Origin of the sequence: Acinetobacter lwoffii (genome assembly GCF_024129435.1) — a bacterium.
Taxonomy (GTDB): domain Bacteria; phylum Pseudomonadota; class Gammaproteobacteria; order Pseudomonadales; family Moraxellaceae; genus Acinetobacter; species Acinetobacter lwoffii_F.
Genome location: NZ_JAMXXN010000006.1, coordinates 74,175 through 93,241, shown reverse-complemented (window position 1 = coordinate 93,241; position 19,067 = coordinate 74,175). Strand labels below are relative to the sequence as shown.

21 protein-coding genes and 1 pseudogene are annotated in these 19,067 nt (G+C 41.0%); 12 read left to right on the top strand and 10 right to left on the bottom strand.

The genetic code is table 11. From position 1 onward, the window contains the following. Positions 1 to 8 precede the first annotated feature (8 nt). A complete protein-coding gene (locus tag NI455_RS05860; RefSeq protein WP_253112966.1) occupies positions 9 to 1,754 on the bottom strand; it encodes an SNIPE associated domain-containing protein in 1,746 nt (581 codons plus the stop codon). Positions 1,755 to 2,012: 258 nt separating this feature from the next. On the opposite strand from NI455_RS05860, the gene NI455_RS05855 reads away from it, so the two are divergent. The 9 genes from NI455_RS05855 (at position 2,013) to NI455_RS05815 (ending at position 6,588) form a co-directional block, all read left to right on the top strand. After that, entirely contained in the window at positions 2,013 to 2,447 is a 435-nt protein-coding gene (locus NI455_RS05855) for a hypothetical protein (RefSeq protein WP_253112964.1), read from the top strand. After that, on the top strand, positions 2,444 to 2,980 hold the full coding sequence (locus NI455_RS05850) for a hypothetical protein (RefSeq protein WP_253112962.1): 537 nt from the start codon (positions 2,444 to 2,446) through the stop codon (positions 2,978 to 2,980). The genes NI455_RS05855 and NI455_RS05850 overlap by 4 nt, the downstream gene beginning before the upstream one ends. 1 nt (position 2,981) lies before the next feature. Then, the gene (locus tag NI455_RS05845) at positions 2,982 to 4,103 is read left to right on the top strand and encodes an ATP-binding protein (RefSeq protein ID WP_253112960.1); all 1,122 of its coding nucleotides are present in this window, start codon (positions 2,982 to 2,984) and stop codon (positions 4,101 to 4,103) included. Beyond that, complete coding sequence (locus NI455_RS05840) at positions 4,100 to 5,224, top strand: hypothetical protein (RefSeq protein ID WP_253112959.1); 1,125 nt, start codon at positions 4,100 to 4,102, stop codon at positions 5,222 to 5,224. Before NI455_RS05845 ends, NI455_RS05840 begins: the two co-directional genes overlap by 4 nt. 130 nt (positions 5,225 to 5,354) lie before the next feature. Further along, on the top strand, positions 5,355 to 5,597 hold the full coding sequence (locus tag NI455_RS05835) for a hypothetical protein (protein ID WP_253112957.1): 243 nt from the start codon (positions 5,355 to 5,357) through the stop codon (positions 5,595 to 5,597). After that, a complete protein-coding gene (locus NI455_RS05830) occupies positions 5,597 to 5,983 on the top strand; it encodes a hypothetical protein (protein WP_253112954.1) in 387 nt (128 codons plus the stop codon). The genes NI455_RS05835 and NI455_RS05830 overlap by 1 nt, the downstream gene beginning before the upstream one ends. Next, the gene (locus NI455_RS05825) at positions 5,983 to 6,147 is read left to right on the top strand and encodes a hypothetical protein (protein WP_168386814.1); all 165 of its coding nucleotides are present in this window, start codon (positions 5,983 to 5,985) and stop codon (positions 6,145 to 6,147) included. The genes NI455_RS05830 and NI455_RS05825 overlap by 1 nt, the downstream gene beginning before the upstream one ends. Next, the gene (locus tag NI455_RS05820) at positions 6,140 to 6,304 is read left to right on the top strand and encodes a hypothetical protein (protein ID WP_168386813.1); all 165 of its coding nucleotides are present in this window, start codon (positions 6,140 to 6,142) and stop codon (positions 6,302 to 6,304) included. The genes NI455_RS05825 and NI455_RS05820 overlap by 8 nt, the downstream gene beginning before the upstream one ends. After that, on the top strand, positions 6,304 to 6,588 hold the full coding sequence (locus NI455_RS05815; RefSeq protein ID WP_085064824.1) for a pyocin activator PrtN family protein: 285 nt from the start codon (positions 6,304 to 6,306) through the stop codon (positions 6,586 to 6,588). The genes NI455_RS05820 and NI455_RS05815 overlap by 1 nt, the downstream gene beginning before the upstream one ends. A 113-nt stretch (positions 6,589 to 6,701) precedes the next feature. On the opposite strand, the pseudogene NI455_RS15600 reads toward NI455_RS05815, so the two are convergent. Beyond that, positions 6,702 to 6,767 (bottom strand): annotated as a pseudogene (locus NI455_RS15600) (hypothetical protein); the annotation flags it as partial. Between the two features lie 80 nt (positions 6,768 to 6,847). On the opposite strand from NI455_RS15600, the gene NI455_RS05810 reads away from it, so the two are divergent. Continuing rightward, the gene (locus NI455_RS05810) at positions 6,848 to 8,056 is read left to right on the top strand and encodes a DUF1615 family protein (protein ID WP_253112950.1); all 1,209 of its coding nucleotides are present in this window, start codon (positions 6,848 to 6,850) and stop codon (positions 8,054 to 8,056) included. Next, the gene (locus tag NI455_RS05805) at positions 8,023 to 8,676 is read left to right on the top strand and encodes an HAD-IB family phosphatase (RefSeq protein ID WP_253112947.1); all 654 of its coding nucleotides are present in this window, start codon (positions 8,023 to 8,025) and stop codon (positions 8,674 to 8,676) included. Before NI455_RS05810 ends, NI455_RS05805 begins: the two co-directional genes overlap by 34 nt. 193 nt (positions 8,677 to 8,869) lie before the next feature. Here NI455_RS05805 and NI455_RS05800 read toward each other — a convergent pair whose 3' ends face one another. Then, the gene (locus tag NI455_RS05800) at positions 8,870 to 9,964 is read right to left on the bottom strand and encodes a fatty acid desaturase family protein (RefSeq protein WP_004279989.1); all 1,095 of its coding nucleotides are present in this window, start codon (positions 9,962 to 9,964) and stop codon (positions 8,870 to 8,872) included. Positions 9,965 to 9,978: 14 nt separating this feature from the next. Beyond that, the gene (locus NI455_RS05795) at positions 9,979 to 11,043 is read right to left on the bottom strand and encodes a flavin reductase family protein (protein WP_191113006.1); all 1,065 of its coding nucleotides are present in this window, start codon (positions 11,041 to 11,043) and stop codon (positions 9,979 to 9,981) included. 152 nt (positions 11,044 to 11,195) lie between these two features. On the opposite strand from NI455_RS05795, the gene fabR reads away from it, so the two are divergent. Continuing rightward, a complete protein-coding gene (gene fabR, locus NI455_RS05790; protein ID WP_004729898.1) occupies positions 11,196 to 11,876 on the top strand; it encodes an HTH-type transcriptional repressor FabR in 681 nt (226 codons plus the stop codon). Positions 11,877 to 11,938: 62 nt separating this feature from the next. Here fabR and NI455_RS05785 read toward each other — a convergent pair whose 3' ends face one another. The 6 genes from NI455_RS05785 to NI455_RS05760 form a co-directional block, all read right to left on the bottom strand. Continuing rightward, positions 11,939 to 12,739 carry an alpha/beta fold hydrolase gene (locus tag NI455_RS05785; RefSeq protein ID WP_253112944.1) on the bottom strand — a complete coding sequence of 267 codons (801 nt, stop codon included), beginning with the start codon at positions 12,737 to 12,739 and terminating at the stop codon, positions 11,939 to 11,941. Positions 12,740 to 12,876: 137 nt separating this feature from the next. After that, the gene (locus NI455_RS05780; protein WP_253112942.1) at positions 12,877 to 13,143 is read right to left on the bottom strand and encodes a PAAR domain-containing protein; all 267 of its coding nucleotides are present in this window, start codon (positions 13,141 to 13,143) and stop codon (positions 12,877 to 12,879) included. 145 nt (positions 13,144 to 13,288) lie between these two features. Then, positions 13,289 to 16,126, bottom strand: a complete 2,838-nt coding sequence (gene rapA / locus NI455_RS05775; protein WP_114540805.1) for an RNA polymerase-associated protein RapA — start codon at positions 16,124 to 16,126, stop codon at positions 13,289 to 13,291. Positions 16,127 to 16,269: 143 nt separating this feature from the next. Beyond that, the gene (locus tag NI455_RS05770) at positions 16,270 to 16,914 is read right to left on the bottom strand and encodes an RluA family pseudouridine synthase (RefSeq protein WP_253112940.1); all 645 of its coding nucleotides are present in this window, start codon (positions 16,912 to 16,914) and stop codon (positions 16,270 to 16,272) included. A gap of 133 nt (positions 16,915 to 17,047) precedes the next feature. Next, a complete protein-coding gene (locus tag NI455_RS05765; RefSeq protein ID WP_253112938.1) occupies positions 17,048 to 17,755 on the bottom strand; it encodes a phosphopantetheine-binding protein in 708 nt (235 codons plus the stop codon). A 238-nt stretch (positions 17,756 to 17,993) separates the two neighbouring features. Then, positions 17,994 to 18,824 (bottom strand): hypothetical protein, encoded by an 831-nt coding sequence (locus NI455_RS05760; protein ID WP_253112936.1) that lies wholly within the window; start codon positions 18,822 to 18,824, stop codon positions 17,994 to 17,996. Positions 18,825 to 19,067 lie beyond the last annotated feature (243 nt).

Sequence of the window (19,067 nt, the reverse complement as noted above, 5' to 3'; positions counted from 1 at the left end):
TCTTTTATTTAATTGTATTGTTCTTCTTCATCGCCTACATAGACAACGGAGTTTTTGCCTATCTCCATTGCTTCAATAGTATCCTCAAGCGCTCGTTGTTCATAATCTGGTAGCTCTTCAATGCGTAAAGATTCACGGTACTGAAGTGCTTCAGCTTTTAAAGTGAACTGAGCCTGAATATTCTGCTCATCCAAATAATTTTTTACATCACTCAAAGCAACTTTGAAGAATTCTTTTCGATAATTTACCTTATTAACCCGTTGATGATTGAAGTAATGGTGTAGCTTCTTCTCTAAAGCTGGCGCATCTTCACTATAAATCATTGCATGTACGTCGAATGAAAAAGGTACAGAAGCATCCCCTAATTCTCTCACCCGATCCATTGGCTCTAGGCGTCTTGTCATACCCAGTTTTAATACATCATCACCAAAGGACCCGATGTTTGAAATGATATATACATGTCCCGCTCGCGTTTGTTGAGCCATTGATAGCGCTCTAATATTTTTTTCCTCAGCAAGTTTTAGTTTCTCTAGGAGTTCCTGCATTTTCAGGTCATGTTTTGCCTTTTGGTCATCACTAGCAAAATCAAATTCTCTCTTAGCCTTTTCATAGGCTTTTTTGAGTAAAGCTTCTTCTTTTTCAGCTTCTTTTATCGCACGCTCATATTCTTTTTGTGCACGTTCTTCCTCTCGTATTTGTTCGCGAATAGCTCTTTGTTCCTCCTTCTCTCGTTCTTTAAATTCTAATACCATTGAAGCCCAATTTAGTTCGGATATTCTTAAAGCTAAATAAGAAGGATTGATTCTGGCATTACGGAATGCTTGCCCGAAATTATTCAACAATAAGTAATCATCTTTAAGCGCTTCAATAAGTTTACCCACGTTATCATGGCGTAGTCTAGAAACATGAACATCAGCTTTACTATTAAAAGCATTTGTAATAAATGCGATTGCCGTACTTCTTCTGTTTTCTTCCACATAATCGCACTCAGCGACTACATTGTGTTTGATTGCTAATTTTATCTCTTGTCTAATTTGTTTTAACTTTATTGATGCATCAAGAAAGTCATAACCATCAATCAAGTCATCTAGTAATGACATGCTTGGAATCAAGTACTCATCACTGTAACCGGTGAGTTTATTTTCTAAAGCCTTTACTAGTTTCGATAACTCTGTCTTTTTACCAGCTAGGACTGAATACTCTCCTAATAATTTTTGGGCCTCACTATCAATCTTGTGTAGCTGTTCATTTCTATGGGTTTCAATGAAGCTCTCTACTGATTGAATTTTGTTAATAATCTGTTGTTTAAATTGATTAGCTTCATCTATTGATTGTTGCTTGAAGACTCCAAGATTTTTACTTTCTTGAAGTTTTTGTAATTCCCAAGCATTCTGTTGAGCCTTGATTTGATTGTTGGCTTCTGTTTTTTCCTTATCAATTTTTGCCCGCATATCAGAGGTATTTTGTTCAAATTTAATTCTTAACTCATCAATATGTTGTTGAATGTCTAGTATAGGCTCGTACTTTCCCAAAGCAGCCACACGGTTGCTAAGATCTGAATTCTCTCTATCAAGCCGTGCTATCTCCCTAAAGTCAACATTGGCCTTTTTCTCATACTCATCCATCTTATGCGTAAAACGCTTGTTTTGATCAGTTAGTTTATTGCAGCTATCTTGCAACTCTGAATTTTTTTTGAAAAAAAAGTAAATTACGCTAGATAAAGCTATTACTAAAAAAATTAAAAAATATTCCATAATTCTAACTATTAGTCTGTTTTACTAATATTTGTATATTTTTTAATTAAAAACAATGTTTTAAAAATACTAAATTTTAAAAAATCGGGTTACCAAGAAAAGAATAAGTTTCCAAAAATACAAATATGTTTCCTTTAATCAACTTTTTTATTGACTTAAAAGTTTCCTTTGGTAAACTAATTTTCACAAACAAAGAAAAGCCCCAGCGTGCTGCGAACCACCTGAGGCATGACCCACCCTACAGTGAGTGAAATTATTATGAACGCAAAACTAACCCCACACAATAGCTTCAAGGTAACTCTGTTTACTGCTGCTTTAACAGTAAGCGCTTTAGCAGTCGCTTTTCATACGGATTTAAATGTTGGACAACCTGCTCCAGCGCAAAACATGCAGTCTGAATACGGCATTGTTTCACTAAAAATGCATGACCAAAGTCGTGGTGAAGCAATTCTTAATCTGGATGGATTTCGTTTAAATATCTCTTCATTTGAAGTTCAGGCTTATCCAGATAGCTACGGCGTACCTGGTTCAGAGTTCACTGCAGTCGAAGTAATGGAGCTCGGTGAAATCAATGTATTTGATGCCAATGGCAATCCATATAAAGACTTCACTGAGCACCAGGATCATCGCGAAATCAATTCAATGATCGCTGGTTACATCATGAAGCATCGTTTGGTGGAGGTGCAGTCATGATCTTAAATTCTGCTGATCAAATCTTTGAAGCACTCCTGAATGGCCAATCGGTCTACTGGTGTGAATGTGGCTCTGACGACTGGTCTCCTCTTAATGATCGAACTCAAATTAATTTTGTGGACCTTTACACCGGTTTCCTGCAATTCAAAGCAGATGAGCTGCCTGTAATTCCAATGCCGGTAGAATTTGGCTCAACTCATCGTTATTTCTCTGAATACATCAAGACCTTTGAAGGACTTGAAATCTATCGAGTGGGTAAAACCCGGGCGAGCTATTTTGCCCTACGCGTTAAAAGCTCAGGAACTATTGCTGACTATTTCTGCAACACAACTATCTATTCCATTCAGCCGGACGGCTCATTGAGGAAGATGGATAAATCCCTTACTCCGAAATGGATTTTAGATGGACTGGAAAATGCGCGTGTTGCTATGCGCAAAAACAAGCGTCATCAAGTTTTAGAAAGTACCGGCTTCTTTGCATCTGAAGACTATAAAAACTTTAAACGTAATAACCGTCCTGCAGGAGTACGTTGAGATGGCGATTAATATTATTCCAGCGAATCAAGCGCTGCTAGTTCAGGCAATTATTGTTTATCTGTATGCCGATCCGGGCTTGGGTAAAACCTCTATCGGCTTTACTGGTGATAAAGCTATTTCATTCGACTTTGACAAAGGTTCTCACCGTACTGGTGAACTTCGTCGCGGTGCTGTAGTTCAGGCTCACCAGTGGTCTGATGTTGCAAACCTCACAATGGCTGATCTTGAACCATATAACACCATTGTGATCGATACCGTCGGTGCAATGCTTGAAAGCATCAAAACACATTTAATGCTCAATGCGACCAACAAGCAAAAAGATGGATCGTTAAAGCTTAAAGCCCAGGGCTTGGCCAACAACATCTTTAAGCAGTACGTGAATACGCTGATCGCTTCAGGAAAAGATGTGGTGTTTATTGCCCATGCTTCTGAAGATCAAAGCGGTGACCAGGTAATTTATCGCCCTGATCTGGGTGGTAAAAACCGAAATGAGCTTTATCGCATTGCTGACATCATGGGCTATTTGACCACAGTCACTACTGGTGAAGGTAAAAATGCCCGGGTAATTAGCTTTAGACCATGCCCCACTCACCATGCCAAAAATGCAGGTGGTTTAGGTGGTGAAACTGGTGAGGTATGGGTGCCGGATCTAAAGACCAGCCCTACATTTCTGGCCGATCTTATCAAACAGGCTAAGGACCATATCAATACCCTAACACCAGATCAATTGGCCGCAATCAAGGCTCAAGAAGATCTAGAAAACTGGGTACAAAGCTGTGGTGAGGCCCAGTATGCGAGTGATCTAAATCAGCTCACTCAGTCTCTTGAAGACACTCATCTGTATTACAAGAATATGCGTGCTGAATTAGTTCGCCGTGCTCTAGAAATGAAGTGCACGTTTGATAAACAACGTAATGCCTGGGTAGATCCACCAGAGTTCAATGGCATTTCTGATGAGCAGCTGGCCGATCTACAGGACTTTATCGATACCTGTGGTCTTGATGCGAAAACAGTATGTGAACATTTGGGGCTTGATGCACTCAACCAAATAGAAGCTTCTAAATTTGAAGCCGTAAAAAATGAAATAGAACAAGTAGCGAAGGGAGCAATGACAGCATGAAAATTTTAAATAGCAAAGAAGCTTTTGAGGCAATGATGGCTGGCCGAAATATCATGTGTCGTGCTGTTGGTGAGCTAATGGATTTTGACGATCTGTCTCAGTTCCCTGCCACAATTTTCGCTATGCCAGGCTATGAGTTCTGCATCAAGGTTGAAACCATGGAACTGGCTGGTATTACATTTACCAAGCCTTTGACTCTTGATGATGTCGTGGAAGATCAGGAAATCTTTATTATTCATCCTGACCATATCTCACAGGTTAAATACAGCAAACAGTGCATGGAGTATTTCAAAGCTGTCGACAATGGTTTTGCTCAGGCGGATAAAGAAAATGCCGAATTACAATTAGTGGCAATGGGTGAGCTATTTGGTCGAATTATTGTCTATCCCCCAACTATAGACAATACAGGCAAACCCAAAAAGAGACGCTCAATCAAAGCTAAGAATGAGACTGAACAGGCTGGCATTCCAGCTGGCCCAGGTGATGCTGTACCAGATATTGAAAAACAGCCTGAGCCAGAGATAGTTCAACTTGTTGAGGTCGTAGAGCAAGAATCCACAGTTAATACTGAAGCTCCAGTTGCAGAAACTGAAGAGGATTCAATTGAAACCGACCCGGTAAAGCTTGTTGAAAAGTTTACAGCTCAAATTGATCAGTTTACTAAGGAGGATGACGTTCTTTCATTCCGTCACGTATTTCTGGCCAATGGACACTTAGATCAAAAAGATCAACAGCACTTGTGCAAGCTTACGGAAGATAAATTGCTTGAGCTGGATCCAGAGCAATACACGCCGAAGGTTGAACCTGAACCAATCGCAGATGAAGTCATTGAAGCTCAGCAACCAAGTATGTTTGATCAAATTGAAAATGCCGCACGCAAACAAGCATCAGTGGAAAGTGCTGAACATGGTAGTGCCCCTATTGATCTCTTCTACAAGAAGAAAAAACAGGTTCTGATCAATCGGATCTATGACATGGATTCAGTAGAAACTTTAGAACGACTAGCACCAGCGATACCTGCAGCTAAATTACTTCCAGCTGATCATCAGGAACTACTTAGCCTGTATGCACAGCGCAAAGATGCCTTGATTCAAGCTGCTGAAACTGGGGAGGCTTCATGAGTTACTCCTACTCTTCAATGACCCGCGTGCTGCTTGTGCAGCACAAAGGTCGGGTTAGAACTTACCGCAACATCAACCTATTCGGTATTGATGATTGCCTTCGAAATTTTGCGAACACCTGGGGGTACAGATGATCTTCAGAATTAAGAAGAGGCATGAAGCCGGTTTCAAGTTGTGGTTGGAAAAATTGGGCTACATCAAAAAAGAGCTTGCAGATGGTAGTTCTACGTTTTCAGGCAAAGGCACACGCAAGACGTTGAGTTATGTGCTTTTAAAGAAAGATTTAACAGGTAATGCAGCATGCCAGGTGCTATTCGATGAATATGAAGAACACTTGGATAACCCTGATTATTTAGATGTGAAGGTGGCGTGATGGGAAAGAATAAATTGTGGTGCGTAGGAATCTGCCCTGAAGATGATAGTCCGCATGAGCAGTCACCTGCCGTATCAAAAGAAATTGCTGAACGTGCTTTGGCTCGTTACAGAGCAATGACTAAGGCTGAAGGCAATGAGTTCATGATTGAATCATTTGATGAGTATTTTCAGGTTCAAGAATGGGAAGGCACGGCCGAAGAACACCAGGAACAAATGTTTTATACAGAAGACTGGTTTAAAGAGCCGATGTACCAGTGCTTTGATCTACCAACAGCATGTAAAGTTTTTGAATACGGTGAGATTGTTAAGTGCTACAAAAAAGGCTCATCACCACTTACCACATCAAATTTTGAAGAAGCCAAGCGCTTCTATGAGGTGGCGTGATGGACAGTACTGATCAAATAGTTGAGCCAACCCCATTTGATGATGTGCAGTGGCTCTGGTGCGCTGACTGGTGCAAGAAAAAAGGTTTAAGCCCATATGATGCAAAGAACTGGGCAGATGCAAAATTTGAATACTTGAAGGCTCAAGGAGAAAACAATGATTGATATTCAAAAACCATGTGAGCCTTGTGAAGATAGCCATATCGATAAGCAAGTAAATCTCATGGATCAATTCATTGAAAGCGGTGAATTTGACAAAACTCTAAATGATTTTTTTGGGTTACCTGAATCGGTAAAACAAAGTTTGAAGGAGATTTCATAATGGGAGCAGCTATGAAAATTGATGATCCAGTTGATATCAGTTTTATGTTACTCATGAAGTACCGTAAACCTGTAATCAAACTTGAAGAGCTCTTGCCGGATTACTTGCCTCATCTTACAATTGAACAGGCAAATAAACGCGCAAATAAATGTACTCTTCCATTTCCTGCATTTAAATCGGATGGAAGAAACTCCCCTTTTTATGTTCATCTAAGTGATGTGGCATCTTGGCTTGAAGCAATACAAAAAGAGTCTAAGAAAGACTGGGTAGCAATGAACCATTGATTGCTAAATTATTGATTAATTGCCGCATGGTTGCACCTATTTTGCACCTTGCACCATGCGGTTATTTAATAAAATACTGATAAATAATAATTTTTATAATGTATTTATGATTAATCTATCCCACCTGCCATGGGAGCGACAATCAAATTGTTTGACAGTTGATATGGACCAATATACATATAAATTCATCACTTTTTTGATGGGCATAGTATACTGCATCTGCCTTATTCGCTCATCTTTTCAATTAATTTACGACACCATGAATAAAACTTTCGCTTCTTGTTTTTCTTTTAAGTCATTGTCTGTACTTGTACTTTCTCTGGGTCTTGCCGGTTGTGGCAATGGTTCATGGTGGTCAAAAGATGATGAACCGACACTTGAAGTTGAACATATTCGTAAAGCTATTCCTGGTCGGGTGAATCAACGTGAGTCCTGGGCACAAGATATTTATGACATTACCGAACAGCTCGGCATTCCTCAGACCAAGGAAAATGTTTGTACGATTGTGGCAGTGGTTGATCAGGAATCTAACTTTGTTGCAGATCCTACTGTTCCGGGTTTGGGTGAAAAGGCGGTTAAGGAAGTCCAAGGTCGCCTTGATGAAAAATTCAAAGATAAGCTTGGTCAAGCAATTGGTGGCACAGTTGCAGGATATTTCCAGGAAGTTCTCAAGAACCATCCGAGTCCTGAAGACAACTACTTAAGCCAGATGCGCCGGGTCAAAACCGAACGTGAACTCGACGAATTATATCGTGAAATATTTGATTATATGTCAAAGCATTATCATGTTAGCGCCCTGACTGGTGCTGCCAAACTGGTCGGCCAGAATATTGGCGAGAAAATGAATCCAATTACCACCTTGGGTTCAATGCAGGTACATATCAGCTATGCGAAAGAACATAAACGCCAAGGCGGCAATATCGCAGAGTTACGTACCGATCTCTACAGTCAATATGGCGGTCTGTATTATGGGATTCATCGCCTGATGATGTATCCGGCGGATTATGACAAGCCAATTTATCGTTTTGCGGACTATAACTCGGGCATGTATTCCAGTCGAAATGCCGCTTTTCAGAGCATGTTGAATGATTTAACTGAGGCCGAACTCGATCTGGATGGCGATTTATTACTCTACACCAAAGATGGCGCGATCCGTTCGCAGAAGAGTCAATCTGAGCGTGAGTTAATCAGTGTTTTTGCCAAAAATAATTTTATTATCACTGAACGTCAAATCCGAGCTGATTTAAAGAAAGAAAAAGACAAAGACTTTGAAGATACGATGACTTATCGTGGTGTCAGCAAGCTCTATCAGGAAAAAACCGGTAAAGACCCTATTTATGCGATCATGCCTGAAGTGGTTATTTCCGGACCAAAATTAAGTCGTAATTATAATACCAACTGGTTTGCTACCCGCGTCGATGGACGATATCAAACATGCATGCGCAAAATCAAAAACCTAAAACTCTAGCCTTATTTGATTTTGATGGAACCCTATATCTGCATGACAGTTTTACCGGGTTCATTTTCTACGCCTTGAGAAAACGGCATATTGTGAAACGCGGCCTGCAAATTCTGCCATGGATCCAGGCTTATTATTTAAAACTGTATCCAGCACACCGCATGCGTCCCAAGTTGTATGTCAGCATGTTTAAAGACAGTGATGCAGAGGAAATTCTGCATTTGGCTCAAGACTATGCACAACAATTGATGCTTAAGTTAAATCCGAAATTATTAGAACAGCTTAGGCAACATCAAGAATTAGGCCATGAAGTGGTGCTAGTTTCCGCATCTCTGGATTTATATTTAAAACCGGTGTGCAGTTATTTAAATATCGATTTAATCTGTAGCGAAGTTGAAATCAAAGCTGGGAAATTGACAGGGTTTTATCAAACTCCTGACTGTAGTAACACACAAAAGAAAATTAGAATTCTAGAAAAATATAATCTGGATAATTATGCTGAAATTTATGCTTATGGGAATAGTGAGGAGGATGAAGAAATGTTGAGTCTAGCGCATCAACGTTATCTCGAAGGGCATGATAAACAGCTTCCAAAAATTAATATTTTATCTAATTCGATGCCATATTAGTCCTTTCTATTTTATCTGGCTGATCTACTAAACACCTTTAGACAATACTATAAATGGCAGATTAACTTTTTTACTTTATGCCTTGAAATCATATTAAATAGCTTCGCAATCAGGACTTCTACTTCCTGAAGTATTAGCCTCTTAAATAAAAAAACCACTTCATTTGAAGTGGTTTTTTTAGCTTTAAGAAAAATTATTTCTTAAACGGAAATGCATATTTCACAATACGTTTAATTACACTGCCGTACTGCTTAACCAGACTGGCATTGTTATAGTTCAAACCATATTTTTCACAAACAGCCTGAACTTTCGGTGCCATTTGACGATAGCGACGTGCAGGTACATCAGGATACAAATGATGTTCAATCTGATGACTTAAATGACCCGTCAAGATATGAAACGCTTCAGAACCAGTCAGATTGGATGAACCACGAATCTGGCGCATATACCAGTGACCACGACTTTCATTTTGCAGTACCGATTTCGGGAATACTTCCACATCTTTGGTAAAGTGACCACAGAAAATGATACTGAATGTCCAGATATTACGCAGACCATTGGCCACCATATTGCCGGTCAAAACCGGTAAAGCCGCAGGACCTGCGATGAGTGGAAAGAATACATAATCTTTAAACAGCTGCTTACCGATTTTATTCTGCATTGGACGCCATTCTTCTTTGGTCTGCTCTTTGCTTTTGCGACCTTTGAAGTATTTACCCAATTCAAGATTCTGAATTGCAACCCCCCACTGGAACAATAAACAGAATGGCACTGCATAAATCGGTTGCAATAAATATCCCGGTTTCCAGCGCTGTTCCGGGAACAGGCGTAATAGGCCATAACCGATATCATCATCCATACCTTTAATATTGGTATAAGTATGATGCTTGAAGTTATGGGTTTGACGCCAGTTGTCTGAAGTCCCTACGATATCCCATTCATAGGTCTGACCATTGAGTTTAGGATCATTCATCCAGTCATACTGACCATGCATGACATTATGACCCAGTTCCATATTTTCCATAATTTTGGCAAAGCCTAATAAGCCTGTACCCAATAACCATGCTGGCGGGAACCAGCCTGCAAACAATAAGGCGCGACCGGCAATCGACGAATAACGAATAGTTGAATAGACACGGCGGATATATTTGGCGTCTTTCTCACCTAGATCATCTAACACTTCTTGCTTAATCGCATCAAGTTCACGTGCAAGTTCATCAAGTTCAAACTGGGTTAATTCACGGTTTTTAGGATTTTTAAAATACTGTAATTTTACTGGCATATTCATAGGATAAAACTCGCTTATAAGTCGATGACAAGGTCAGTCTGCGCTGAGTTAATACAAATTTTGAGCAGGTTGCCGGGTTCGGTATTTTGCGCACCATTGACCAAATTCTTGGTCGAACCTTCTACTTTATTGCAGGCACATTTATTACAAATGCCCATACGGCAACCATGTGTCGGTTTAATATTTTGCTGTTCCAGGCTCACCAAAATGGACTGGCCTTTTGGAATGCTGACAATTTTTTTAGACTGGGTCAGGGTGACATTAATAAAGCCGGTATCCGATTGATCCGCCAAGCTCATGCTGAAGGCTTCACCTTTAAACTGTTTTGCCTGAGCAAAAAGCTGTTCTGCTTTGGATACAAAACCTGAAGGACCACAGCAATATACGATGCTATTTTCCAGATTTTGCAGATCGGTCAGATAGGTTTCATCCAGACGCGCAGCAGCTGGCTGTTCTTGAGTGGCATACACATGAAATGAGAAATTTGCATGTTTCTGAGCAAGTTCTTCAAACCGTGCTTTAAATGCGGCATCCTGATCTTTTTTAACCCAGTACCAGAGAGTAACCGGTGCAGATAGTTCACCTTTTTTGCTCAAGCTTTCCAGCATACTGAGCATTGGGGTAATACCACTCCCTGCTGCAAGCAAGATCAATGGACTCGTCTGCACAGGCAAGGTCATATCACCATAAGGCTGACCAAATTCGATCACATCACCTACTTGTGCCTGTTCTGCCAACCAGGTACTGACTTTACCGGCATTGACTTTTTTCACGGTCAATAAAACATGTTGCGCATCTACACGGGTCAAACTATAGCTACGTTCATAACGGATGCCGTTTACCACCACATAGACCGGATGATGCTGCCCTGCTTCACCAAACTTAAATAAGCGATTCACTTGAATTTTCAGACTCAGCATATCCTGTGCTGCATTTTCTATATGCACGATCTTGCCTAATGGCTGATTCAACGACCATACAGGATTGAGTTTCTGAATCCAGAAATTAATTGCATGCTGATCAACTACACTATCAGACAGTGCATTCAATGGCATTTTAAGTTTTTGCAGTACATGCATCGTTTGTGACATCACCTTGGGTTTTTAATTATTATACACATGTATATATATTTGTATATACAACCGTATTGTTTCTAATCATTTCACAAGCTTGACTGGCTCGGTTATAATAAAATGATTCATGCATGAACCTATCGATGAACGAGCCTTCAATGAAAATAAGCAGTGACGCATCTTTATTACAATCGAAAAGCATTGATGAGCCGATTATCGTACGGAGTGTCGGTCGCAAGGCCACCATTACCAAGGAAGAACTGTTTCAGGCTGCGTTGAATCTGATTGGGCCACAAAAAAGTATTTCTTCTTTAAGTTTGCGTGAAGTCGCGCGTGAGGCCGGTATTGCACCGAACAGCTTCTATCGTCATTTTAAAGATATTGATGAACTGGCCATTGAGCTGATTGATCGTGCCGGGATTGTATTGCGTCAGATTCTGCATGAAGCACGTCTGCAAGCCTCTCGCCAGAACAGCATCATCCGCAGTTCTGTAGAAGTCTTTATTGCCCAACTGGATGCCGATGAAGGCAATCTGAGCCTGTTATTGCGTGAAGGTTATACCGGTTCCAAATCTTATAAACAGGCGGTAGAACGCCAGTTAAATTATTTTCAGCAAGAACTTCAGGATGATTTGATTCGTCTAGAACGCCTAAACAACAAGAAGTTATTTCATCCGGATATTGCCGCCAAAGCCATTACCCAACTGGTCTTCAACATGGGCGCCAATGTGATTGATATGCCTGCCGAAGACCGCAAAGAAATTGCCGAACAGACCATGATCATGATCCGGATGATTCTGGAAGGTGCGCGTCATCTGGAAGATTCCCAGCTGCGCTAATTTTCCGATTTGCATGAAGTAATATAAAAAGAGACGTAATCAACGTCTCTTTTTTATGATGATTACAAAAGTACAAGTTGAGCTTTAACCGCCTTTGCACTGGCCTCCGGATACTCAAGCGGGAACATATGCCCGCCCTCAACCACAGAATAATTAATCTTATAAATCTTGTGCATCCCTTGTGGCAAACCCTGCTGATAAAACTGGCTTTGCTCTGCAGTTATCAGATGCATCGGCACTTCAGGCGGTCGGCGTGGTGTTCTCCACCACCAGGCTGGCACAGTCCGGAAGATTTCCGCTTCTATCTGTTTTGGAATAGTTAACGTCACCCCACCACGTTCAGGTTCTGGCTGAATGCCGCTCTCGATATAATCAGCAAAACACTGCTCATCGAAATTTTTAAATAAGCGGTTAAACCGGAGTGCTTCAATTGCGACCTGTTTCGATGGCCAATAATCTTTGCGTTTTAGCGTAATTCCTGCGGGTGTATAACGATCGACACTTTTTAGATTCAGCTTTTTGATCAGTTCAAACATGGCGCTGTTTTTTCCAATCACAAATGGTGGATCCATAATGATCAGCTTGGAAAACAGTTCGGGACGTCGATACGCCGCCATCAGGGTCACCAGACCACCAAAGGAATGTCCTAAGCCAATCACTTGCTGCTGAGGAAACTGCTGCTCGATATCTGCAATGACTTCATCGACCAGATAACACCAGTCTCGCGTAATTGGATATTGTGGGTTCATCCCGATCAAAGGAATCGCTTTGACTTCATAGTCTTGCTGAAAATAGTCCAGAAACTTTTGGTAAGTTGCCGCAGGGATGCCATTGGCATGGGTAAAATGTAGAGCTTGCTTCATTATTTTTTAAACGCAGTGCGTATTCATCCTGAAATCGTAGGCCAAGCTTAATGCGCTGCGTATTAATTTGGCAGTACAAAAATGCTCAACGTATGACCTTAAAGTCACTTCTCGCTATCTCTAGGAAAATAACAGACTTATTTCTGCGATACAGTCAAATGCTGCATCGGTAGAAAAGTCGCGCCGCAACTGGTTTTATCCCCCGCGATGACTACCGCTCTTCCTTTGACTGTAATTGATAAGTCGCTAGCAATTGCCCCGACCATGGTCTGGCATTTGGGACAATAATGCTTCATACCATTTAAATGCACGGCAATACCATTGATCAAAAAAGAGAGTTCGCATTCAGTCACCATGCCGCCATGACTGGTCTTTGTGCCAAGGGTAATCAGTGCTTTTGACATACTTTGTCATTCTTATTATTCAGTAGCCTAATTTTAAACAGGAGGAAAATAACAGACCAGCATTCTCCGACCAAATAAATAATAAACCCGGATTTTGCCCATAAAAAAAGCAGCCCGAAAGCTGCATTTTTTAATGATTTAAAGCTTAAGGCTTGACCACGACCATCACCTGAATTGCTTCCGGTGTTACCGATAGACCATCCAGCAGGCTTAAACCTTCTTTCTGCAACTTTTGTAAACGTGCAATTTCATCTTCACGGATACTTGGATTGAACTGTTTCAGATAGGTCAGGCGATCAATTTCATATTGCCATTTATTGCCATACACTTCTTTGGCTTGCTGCTTGAAGCCAGGCAATGCACTGCGTGCCAGTTCAAGCGCTTGCTGATAACGTGCTTCAATCACATCACGACGTGCTTTCACCACCTGACGACAGCTATTGCCATCTAAATGATGCAAGTACGGTTTCAGGATTTCTGGTGCAATCTTTTGTGATAGATCCTGACCTTTTTCACTGAGCAAGACACGAATCAACTGTTGCGGCAAGCTAGACGGCAAGTTCAATGCTTTCGGAGCCACCACATCGACCTTGAACCATACTTCAAGTAATACCGAACCCTGTGGCAGTGCTGCAGATTTTAGTACCGCAACGTTAGTGCTACCAAAGCCTTGCGTATTGATCATTTCCATCACACTTTCAGTGAATGGATGTTCCAGTGTCAGGTATTGCGCATCTTCGCGGATTTGTGCCTGATCACGATAGAAAGTCGCTGTAATCCCTTCTTCATCCAACGTCAAACCTTGAACCTGCATTTGATCGGTTGGCTTGATGATCACTGTACCGTTACTTTGCTCGTCAAAGTCGATATTTGTGGATGCCATAAAGCGCTTCATGAAAATCGGCAAAGTGGTATTGTCATCATAATCTTCAAGCGCGTTGACAATTTCCTGCGCCACCACCGGACGGCAAGAATTGTATTCAAGCAAACGGTCACGACCTTCCTGCAATTCAGCTTCCAGCGCTTCACGTTGCACGCTAACTTCTTCCAGCAGGTCTTCAAACTCTTGACCTTTGTCTGCCAATAGACAGTCTTTCAAGCGAACAATAAAATTTTCTTGCAAGGTTTGTGCAGCTGGAGAAATATTGCTGAAGATATTCAGCGCTTCGTTATACCAGCGGAACATACGTTCTTGTGCAGTTCCCACCAGATAAGGCACATGAATCTGAATGCGGTTTTCCTGACCGATACGATCCAGACGACCAATACGCTGTTCCAACACGTCCGGGTTCGCAGGTAGGTCAAACAGAATCAGATCAGAGGCAAACTGGAAGTTACGTCCTTCTGAACCGATTTCCGAACAAAGAAGAATCTGCGCGCCATACGAATCTTCAGCAAAATAAGCTGCGGCCTGGTCACGTTCTAACAAGCTCATGCCTTCATGGAACATCGCCGTACGAATACCGGCATGTAAACGCAGTACATTTTCCAACGCCTCAACCACTGGCCCGCTACGCGCAATCAGTAAGACTTTCTTGTGTTTTAAATCGGTACGCAAACGCTCCATCAGCCACATCACGCGTGGATCGGCTTCCATCCACGAGCCATCTAGCTGAGCTTCTTCAGGCCACATTTGCTCACGTAATTTACCATCTTTAGACCAGTGTTCTGGTGCTGGCAATGGCGCTGGCTGACAGTCACGACCCGGGAAACCTTGAATCGCTTCACGCGTATTACGGAACAGGATACGGCCTGTACCATGACGGTCTAAAAGTTCATGAATGGCACGGAAACGCTGTTCAGGATGATCTTCAATCGGATGACCTAACAAGGCCTCAATCGCAGTAAGATGCTCAGCTTCTAGCGGCATGTCTGACATCAACACTTCTGCAATTTTAGCCGTATGCTGATATTGCGCTTCTTCATCGAGGAAACGATCCAGCGAGTTAAAACGCTGCGGATCAAGCAAACGTAGGCGTGCAAAGTGACTTTCTACACCGAGCTGTTCAGGTGTCGCTGTCAATAACAACACGCCCGGCGTATGTTCAGCCAGTTCTTCAACCAGATCATAACGGTCATTACCGCCATCTTCTTCGCTCCACATCAAATGATGCGCTTCATCAACTACCAGCAAGTCGAAACCTGCTTCAAGTGCCTGTTCACGAAGATCTTCATGGTCGACCATCAAATCGACAGAGGCAATAATTTTTTGTTCGGTCAGGAATGGGTTCTGTTCAGGGTCATGTTCTTTGATCGACGCAGTACGGGTCAAGTCAAATAGCGAGAACTCAAGATTGAAACGACGGCGCATCTCGATCATCCACTGATATTGCAGTGAATCTGGTACTAAAATCAGAATACGTTCAGAACGGCCAGTTTTCAGCTGTTGATGGATGATCAGACCCGCTTCGATGGTTTTGCCCAGACCAACTTCATCGGCCAGTAATACACGCGGTGCAAAACGCTGACCGACTTCATGTGCAATATACAATTGATGCGGAATCAGGCCGACACGTGAACCTACCAAACCACGCAGTGGACTGCTTTGCATATTGGCCTGCATCAGCAGCGCTTCAATACGCAGGTCATACCATTCTTTATAATCAACCTGACTGGCCAATAAACGGTCTAGAGGCTTAGACAGCTGGATGGTCGCACCAATACGAGTTTCATTCAGCGATTTACGTTCTTCAGTTCCATCTTCCAGAGTACGAACAACATGATAACGCACCACGCCATTGCGGTCTTCAACGGATTCTACAATCCACTTGGTCCCTTCCTGATCCTGTAATTCATCTTTCACATTAAATACGATACGAGATAAGGGTGCATTGCTGCGTGCATAGACGCGGGTTTCATCGCTTTTCGGGAATAAAATGCTGACCGACCGCTCATCAACATCAATAAGAACGCCTAAACCGAGTTCTGTTTCAGTATCTGATAACCAACGTTGACCAATAGCAAATTGCTGCAATTTTTCCACCTTTATCTTAAGTACAAGATTATGAATATTAGGCTCAATCACGAAACGTCATTGGAGCAAAATTTCACACCTTCAAGCAATGTATTTTGACATAAAGCCCACTAAAAAGTGAGCATAATTCACGCCGATTAAAGAAGTATTTCCTAGAACGGCGCCGGACAATAAAATTCGACCAACTGCTCTGTTTGAGGATGATAAAAACTCAAACGTTCCGCGTGTAAACATAAACGCGAGCTGAGCTTTTGCTGTTCGGATGTCGCATATAAGGTATCGCCAATAATCGGATGTCCGAGATATTGCATATGCACCCGTAGCTGATGTGAACGGCCGGTAATTGGGATCAGTTTCACCCGGGTCACAGGCTGTCCCTGAATATTAAAATGTTCAATCGCCTGCCAATGCGTGATGGCCGGCTTATGATGTGTGGGATCTGCGATATGTAAAGGCGGACGGCTTGGATCATACACCACTGGCACTTCAATAGTGCCTTCACCTTCGAGTGTACCTGCAACCACAGCCTGATAGGTTTTATCAGTCTGGCGTTCCTGAAACTGGCGGGAAATGGTTTTTTGTCCCCATTTGCTCAGACCAAAGGCCAAAATACCGGATGTATCGCGATCCAGTCGATGAATCAGTAAAGTTTTGGGTTCTAATTTGACCAGACGGTTGATCAGGCAATCTTGTAAGTCTTCTGTTTTACCGGGAACTGTGAGTAAACCTGCAGGTTTGTGGATGACCATGAAATCGTCATCACGATGTATCAGATGTTCGGTTAGAAAATTACTCAAAGTTCAATCCCAGGCTGATCGTGAAAAACAAGGCGGCAATGATAGAAAGCTTAGCCAATAATTACAATGCGCATTTATGTAAATGACGATGAAATTTCCGATTTAGCGCATAAAATTGCTCAATCACAGCGCATCAACCTGAGGATTTTAAAATGAAGCTTGCCAATTCGTGCAAAGATGGATGTTTTAGCACATCTTCATAACGGATATTGGCACCATGCGCACGCCATATACCGACCAGACTCACCATCGCTACCGAATCCAGACCATAATTTTTTAAATCGACATAGGGATCAATTTCTAAGGCATCTATATCCAGCTGTTCCGCGACAGCCAACATAATGCCTTTGGTTGACAATACATATTCTGACGGCGCACTTAAATCCCATAAGCGAGTCAGGCTATAGGTATTTAAGTGATGTATCCCCTGTGCTGAAATATTTTCGATCCATTGAATATGCTGATCTTGATTCGCCAATAAAATCACATCATCGACCACACCGATTTGATCCGTCACACTCATCAGATGCGGCAAAATCTGTTTCAGCATCGGTGTAACCTGCCCGGCAAAAATCAGTTGCGGATGCATTGAGGCATATTCTCCCAATTGCTGCATGCCTTGCATCAAATCATCACCGTACAAATCAACAATCGGAATATCCAGCGCTTTGGCTTTATTGGTTAGTTGAATCAAATTCACCATGAGTCCACTCTCTTGTATGCCCTGTTGCATACGCAAGTTTTGCAATCCAACTAAAACCAAAACAGATTGTGTTGAGGACAGCTGCCATTTAGCTTGGGATGGAGCAAGTTGGATTTTTTTGGGCATAGAGTACAGCATGGGAGGCTCTTATAAATACAAAATAGCATGATGATTCATGCTATTTTAGTTTAGCATTATTTGAAAAACACTTTGATTTCACAGATGATTATTGTTCTAATTTCGTATAATCGCCATTATATTAAATATGCCTAGAGTTGATTAACGCGACTATCCTAAAAATAGGGTGATTTAGCCAAATAAGGACTAAATGCTAAAACTAAAATAAGCAAAAGAGGAGTATCTGAGGCACTAAAAATCACTCTGCCCAATGAGTCCACTCAAAAATTTTCTTCGGGTCATCAATTTCATAAATTCGCCACTTCTTATCTAAAAAACCTAATGGAAAAACCTCATTCGATATATCGTTTTGAATAAAGTGGTTAAGAATATAAATGCTTGAATTAAGAATATCTAATACGTTATTTGATAACATTTTTTTTGTATTTTCAATGCTATTTTTCTTTTTTGAATGAATAATTTCATTTCTAAGGGTTTCTAATTCTTTAAACATTGACCAATACTTGATTTGCTTAGGTGATTCACAGTTCAAAATATTTGGAATAATTTCAGTGAGTTTTTCTGAAGTTGGTATCCATTTTTCAATTTGAGAAATTTCATAGACTTCTTGAATACCTTTTGAGTTTGTTTTTTTATAAACGAAGTCATTAGGGATTGTGGCGTTGCAAAATGCTTCAACTGCTTTATAAGAAAAAACAGATGCTATTTGTATTTGTTCAATATAGTCATAAAATAACGAGGCATTTTCACTATAAAAATCTTTATTCTTTTCCATATCTTTTTTAAGTTTTTCTAGTAGATTTTCAGCTTCATCTCTAGCTTTAGTAAATATATTCAATGATAGTCCGATCTCATTAGGAAGCGATAAATTGATCTCTTTATTATCAATTTTTAAATCTAACATTCTCTGTAAAAAAACCAATTGATCGTTTTTTTTAACATTATAAATTAAGGGTTTTGAGCACCTAATATCTGGAATTTTGTAAGAGCCGAAACCTGTCTCAGATTTAGAGTAGCTGTTCACAACATGAACACATACCATTTGTAAATTTACTAAAGCTACGTTCATAAAAATTCCTTCAAAATCATTTTTTTATAGTTATAGATAAGAATTGAGCGAGTGTCTACGAGCGATGACTGCTTCTGTCGCATTTGAAAATTAAGTTTTCCTAAAATTAATATAATACATGTTATATGAAATCCTCTGTAAATTTCATTTTAAAACAAACTCTTATATTGGCGTAAAAAGCCCAATCATTAGCGATTGGGCTTTTTAGCTGACATTTCACATTCCACGCTTCATTTTGGAACA